Consider the following 4,316-nt stretch of genomic DNA (forward strand, 5'->3'; position numbering starts at 1 on the left):
TACGCGCTGGTCGCCCCGGCCGCGCCGGGCCCGGCGGACCAGGGGACCCCGGCGGCCGGGGAGGGGCGGCTGCAGGGCGCGGCCAGGCGCTCGGCGCGGCGGCTCGGCGGGCTGCTGCGCAAGGCCGCCGACACCCTGGACCGCGGCGACGTCGACACCGTCACGATGCCCGTCGTCGGGGCCGGCGGCGCGCTGCACAAGCCGCCGCTGTTCCGCATGCTGCCCGCCGCGCTGCGGGCGGTGCGGCGGCAGGCCCGGCCGCGCTCGGCGGTGTTCCAGCACGCCGTCCGGCTCGCCGGGGTGGTCACGGCCGCGTACGTGCTGGCGCGGGCCGCCGGGTTCGAGCACGGGTACTGGGCGCCGATGACCGCCGCCATGGTCATGCGGCCGGACTTCGCCCAGACCTACAGCCGGGGCGTCGCGCGGCTCGCCGGGACGGTCGTCGGGGTCGCCGTCTCGACCCTGGTGGTGCAGCTGGCGCACCCGGGCGAGTGGGTGCTCGCCGCGCTCGCGGTGCTCTGCGTCGGCGGGGCGTACCTGACGCTGCGGACCGGGTACGCGCTGATGACCGTCGGGATCTCGTCGTACGTCGTCTTCCTGCTCGGGCTGCAGCAGGGCGACCCGCTGACGACCGCCTTCGAACGGGTCGGGCTGACCCTGCTCGGAGGGTCCGTCGCGCTCGTCACGTACGCGCTGTTCCCGACCTGGCAGACCGCCAGGCTCGGCGAGCGGCTCGCGGAGTGGCTGGCCGCCGCCGGGCGGTACGCGGCGGCGGTGATCGCCTGCTACGAGGACCCGGCGGCGCCGCGCGGACGGGACGTGCGGGCGGCGCTGCTGGACTCGCGGGAGGCGCGGTCCGAACTGCTGCAGGCGATGGAGCGGGCCGACGCCGAACCGGGACGGCACGAGTCCGGGCTGCCCGGGGTGAGCCGGCGCCGGATCGACCGGGCCCGGGCCGCCGTCGGGCGCCTCGGGCGGGCGGCCGTCCTGCTGGAGGGGCACCTGCCGGCGGCGGACGCCGAGCCGGTGCCGGGGGCGGCCGGGTTCGCGGAGGAGTTGCGGCTCGGGACGGCGCTCGCGGCGGGGGCGCTGCTGACGGGGCGGGCGGTGGACTTCGGCGAGGTGCGGGCCGCGCAGGCGCGGCTGGAGGAGCGGCTGGCGGCTGTGCCGGAGGGGGTGCAGCGGGACGTGTTGTGGGCGGGGGTACGGCTGCTGATGCAGGCGCTGAAGGACCTGGAGCGGGCTTTGCGGGGGCGGGAGGACGTGAAGTGAGGGTCGGCGGGTCCGGCGGGTGCGCCGGTCGGCTTCGACGAGGTGATCGCGGCTGCCGGGCGCCCCGGTGAGTCCGCGGAAGGCGGGGTGGGAGCATGAATGACGTGGACGACGACGTGGTGCGGGGCTGGCGGGCGGTGGAGCGGGAGCCGGGGACGGTCCTGCTGGACGGGTTTCACCCGCTGAAGCACGCGCTGCGCTTCGGCGGGGAGGTCCGGCGGGTGCTGACCGCCGACCGGGCCGCGCTGCTGGCGCTCGCCGCCGAACTGGCCGACGACGTCGGCCCCGCGCTGGCCGCGCTCGCGGTGGAGGTGCCGGAGCCCGCGCTGCGGACGCTGGTGCCCCGGCTGCACCCGACCGGGGTGATCGCGCTGGCCGTGCGGCCGTCCGCCGACGCCAACCGGGCCGCGCTCGGGCACCGGCCGCGCAGGGCGCCGGTCGTGCTGCTGGAGAACCCGCGCAACCTGGGCAACGTCGGCGCGGTGATCCGGCTCGCGGCGGGCTTCGGCGCCACCGGCGTCGTCACCACCGGCGACCTGGACCCCTGGCACCCCACCGTGGTGCGGGGCAGCGCCGGCCTGCACTTCGCGACCGCGGTCGAGCGGCTGGCCCTGCCGGAGCTGCCCGCCGGGCCGCTCTACGTGCTGGACCCGGAGGGCGCGGACATCCGCACGCTGGACTTCCCGGACGACGCGCTGCTGGCGTTCGGCACCGAGCGGCACGGCGTCTCGGCGGAGCTCAAGGCGCGGGCGGACCACCTGGTCGCGGTGCCGATGCAGCCGGGGGTGTCCAGCTTCAACCTCGCGACGAGCGTCGCGATGGGGCTCTTCCACTGGATGTCGGGGCGCCGCCCGATGGAAGGTCAGGAGAACAGCCGGCGCCACGTCTCCGGTCCCGGATAGCCGTCGGCGTCGGCGCCGCTCCAGCCCTGGGCCTGCTGGAACGCCTGGACGTTGGCGCGGTCGCTCTCGCTCCACTGCGGTCCGGGGCCGACGCCGTAGGCGGCGCCGTAGCCCTTGCGGACGAGCTGCTCGCCGAGCTGGCGGACGTAGTCGTTGTCCGCGCCCGGACCGAACTTGTCGGCGCCCGGGAACGCGGGTGCGCCGGTCGCGGGCGGGGGCGGCAGCGGGGTGCCGGCGTCGATGTTCCGGCCCTTGCCGTTGACCAGGTAGTCCCAGGTGTCCTTGCCCGGGAGGCCGTCGGCCTCGGCGCCGCGCCAGCCCTGGGCGAGCTGGAAGGCCTCGGTGGCCCTGCGGTCGGCCTCGCCCCACTGCGGTCCCGGGCCCTCGGCGTAGAACCGGGCGCCGCCGCGCTGCACGAGCATCCGGCCGAGCCTGGTGACGTACGCGTTGTTCGCGCCGGGGCCGAACGCGTCGGCGCCGGGGAAGGCCGTCGAGGGGGCGCCGTCGCTGCTGGCGTCGGAGAGGCCGGCGTAGCGGTACGGGACGTACGCGCCGGAGTTGTTCCAGTACGCGTACGGCGTGCTGCGCTTCGTCGTGCCGGGGGCGGTCTGCTCGTAGGCGAGGTAGCGGGTGCGGGTGGAGTCGGTCCAGCCGCCGAAGATCGTCGCGTGCGAACCGGCCTGCGGGTTGGCCGAGTTGTTGTAGATCAGGACGTCGCCCGGCTGGAGGTCGGCCTTGCCGATCCGCTCGGCGAAGCCCGGCAGGGTCCAGGTGGTCTGGCTGGTGCCCAGGCCCCAGGCCATCGAGACGAAGCCGGAGCAGTCCTGGCGGTAGCCGTCCGACCAGTAGCGGCCCATGCTGTACGGCACCTGCTGGTCGACCCAGCTCTGCGCGCGCTGGATGATCTGGGCCCTCGTCACCGGCTGGACGAGGGCGCGCGGGGCGACTGCGCCGGTGTCGCCGCCGTCCTCGCCGTAGGGGCCGCTGACGTCGCCCTGGGGGTTCTGCGGGGTCTGGGTGTTGCTGCCGCCGCCCGGGTTGGGCCCCGGGCCGGGGGCTGGGGCGGCGACGGCCGCCGTGGCCGCCGCCGCGCCCCCGCCGATCGCGGTGCCGACGGCGGCCACCAGGACCGCCGCCCGGCGGCGGACGCTGCGGGCCGCGGGGTGCCCGCCCGCGTGGACCGGGGCGGCGTGCAGCCGGGCCCGGCGGCGGGCGTTGCAGCCCCCGCATATGCAGTCGTCGCCGGGTTCGACCTCGACGAACTCCAGCAGCGGGGACAGGTGGTCGGTACCGGTCACGGTCCACCTCTTCCTGGTCGGTCTGACGGTGCGGCAGGACCGACCTTCCCGGCCGGTTCCGCGTGCCGTCCGGACCAACGTCCCAAAGCGGGCGGGCCGGGGCGCGGCGGGTTGGGCCGCGCGGGTGACGGCCGTTCGGCGGCCCGGGCGTGGCGCGGGTGGGGGCGGGAGGGTAGTGCCGGTACGAACGCTGATGCCGGGTCGGCTAGCCGGCGGGGTGCGGGTTGGCCGGCGAGTACTCGGGATCGGTCCAGGTCAGTGGGGTGGCGTCGGCGAGTTCGACGACGCCGGTGACGGTCAGTTCGACCATCCGCTGGGCGCCGGGCACGCCCGCGCGGGCCTCCGGGGACCAGTCGGTACGGGCCTCGCCGGTGACGAGGAGGGCGCCGCCGGTCTCCCAGTCGGGCAGGAGGAGGCCGGCGCGCGGGTCGAGCTCCAGGTTCCCGAGGGTCAGGAACATGCTGTTGCCCTGGTACTCGGGCCAGACCAGCCGGTCGGGGGCGGCGGCCCGCAGGAAGCCGGGGAAGCCGCCCCGGTGGGAGGCGTCCACGCTGCCGTCCGGGCCGACGGTGGCGACGAAGAACGTGTCGGCGGTGGCGGCCGTCAGCTGCTGCGCGGTGGAGAGCGTCCGCCCGGCGGCGACCGCGCGCGGGGCGCCGGCGGACGGACGGTCGAGCGGGGTGCGGCGCTGGATGTACTTCGGGCAGTTGGAGACCACCTGCTCGGTGGTGATCACCAGGCCGCCCCGGCCGTCGGGCACCGAGCGGCCGTTGAGCCGCATCCGGCGCCGGCCGGCCGGGTCGAGCGCGATCGTGCCGACCCGGGCGGGGCCGGCCAGGGCGGC

The 4,316-nt window shown here is 77.0% G+C and carries 4 protein-coding genes; 2 read left to right on the forward strand and 2 right to left on the reverse strand.

All coding sequences use genetic code 11. The features are described from left to right. Window positions 1-1,272 (forward strand): FUSC family protein (locus tag AB0O00_RS30980; RefSeq protein WP_363657393.1); only part of this gene is annotated, 1,272 nt, incomplete at its 5' end. 95 nt (window positions 1,273-1,367) lie between these two features. Beyond that, window positions 1,368-2,174 carry an RNA methyltransferase gene (locus AB0O00_RS30985; protein ID WP_363657395.1) on the forward strand — a complete coding sequence of 269 codons (807 nt, stop codon included), beginning with the start codon at window positions 1,368-1,370 and terminating at the stop codon, window positions 2,172-2,174. Here the strand turns inward: AB0O00_RS30985 and AB0O00_RS30990 are convergent. Both AB0O00_RS30990 and AB0O00_RS30995 read right to left on the reverse strand, forming a co-directional pair. Next, on the reverse strand, window positions 2,135-3,472 hold the full coding sequence (locus AB0O00_RS30990; RefSeq protein ID WP_363657397.1) for a peptidoglycan-binding protein: 1,338 nt from the start codon (window positions 3,470-3,472) through the stop codon (window positions 2,135-2,137). The two genes, AB0O00_RS30985 and AB0O00_RS30990, sit on opposite strands and share 40 nt — an antisense overlap. Window positions 3,473-3,677: 205 nt before the next feature. Further along, the coding region (locus AB0O00_RS30995) for a pyridoxamine 5'-phosphate oxidase family protein (RefSeq protein ID WP_363657399.1) at window positions 3,678-4,316 on the reverse strand (639 nt) is incomplete at its 5' end.

The organism is Kitasatospora sp. NPDC093558 (assembly GCF_040683475.1).
GTDB lineage: Bacteria > Actinomycetota > Actinomycetes > Streptomycetales > Streptomycetaceae > Kitasatospora.

Excerpts from the sequence above, each read along its gene's own strand:
- AB0O00_RS30985 (WP_363657395.1), top strand. The coding sequence starts at position 1,368 with ATGAATGACGTGGACGACGACGTGGTGCGGGGCTGGCGGGCGGTGGAG.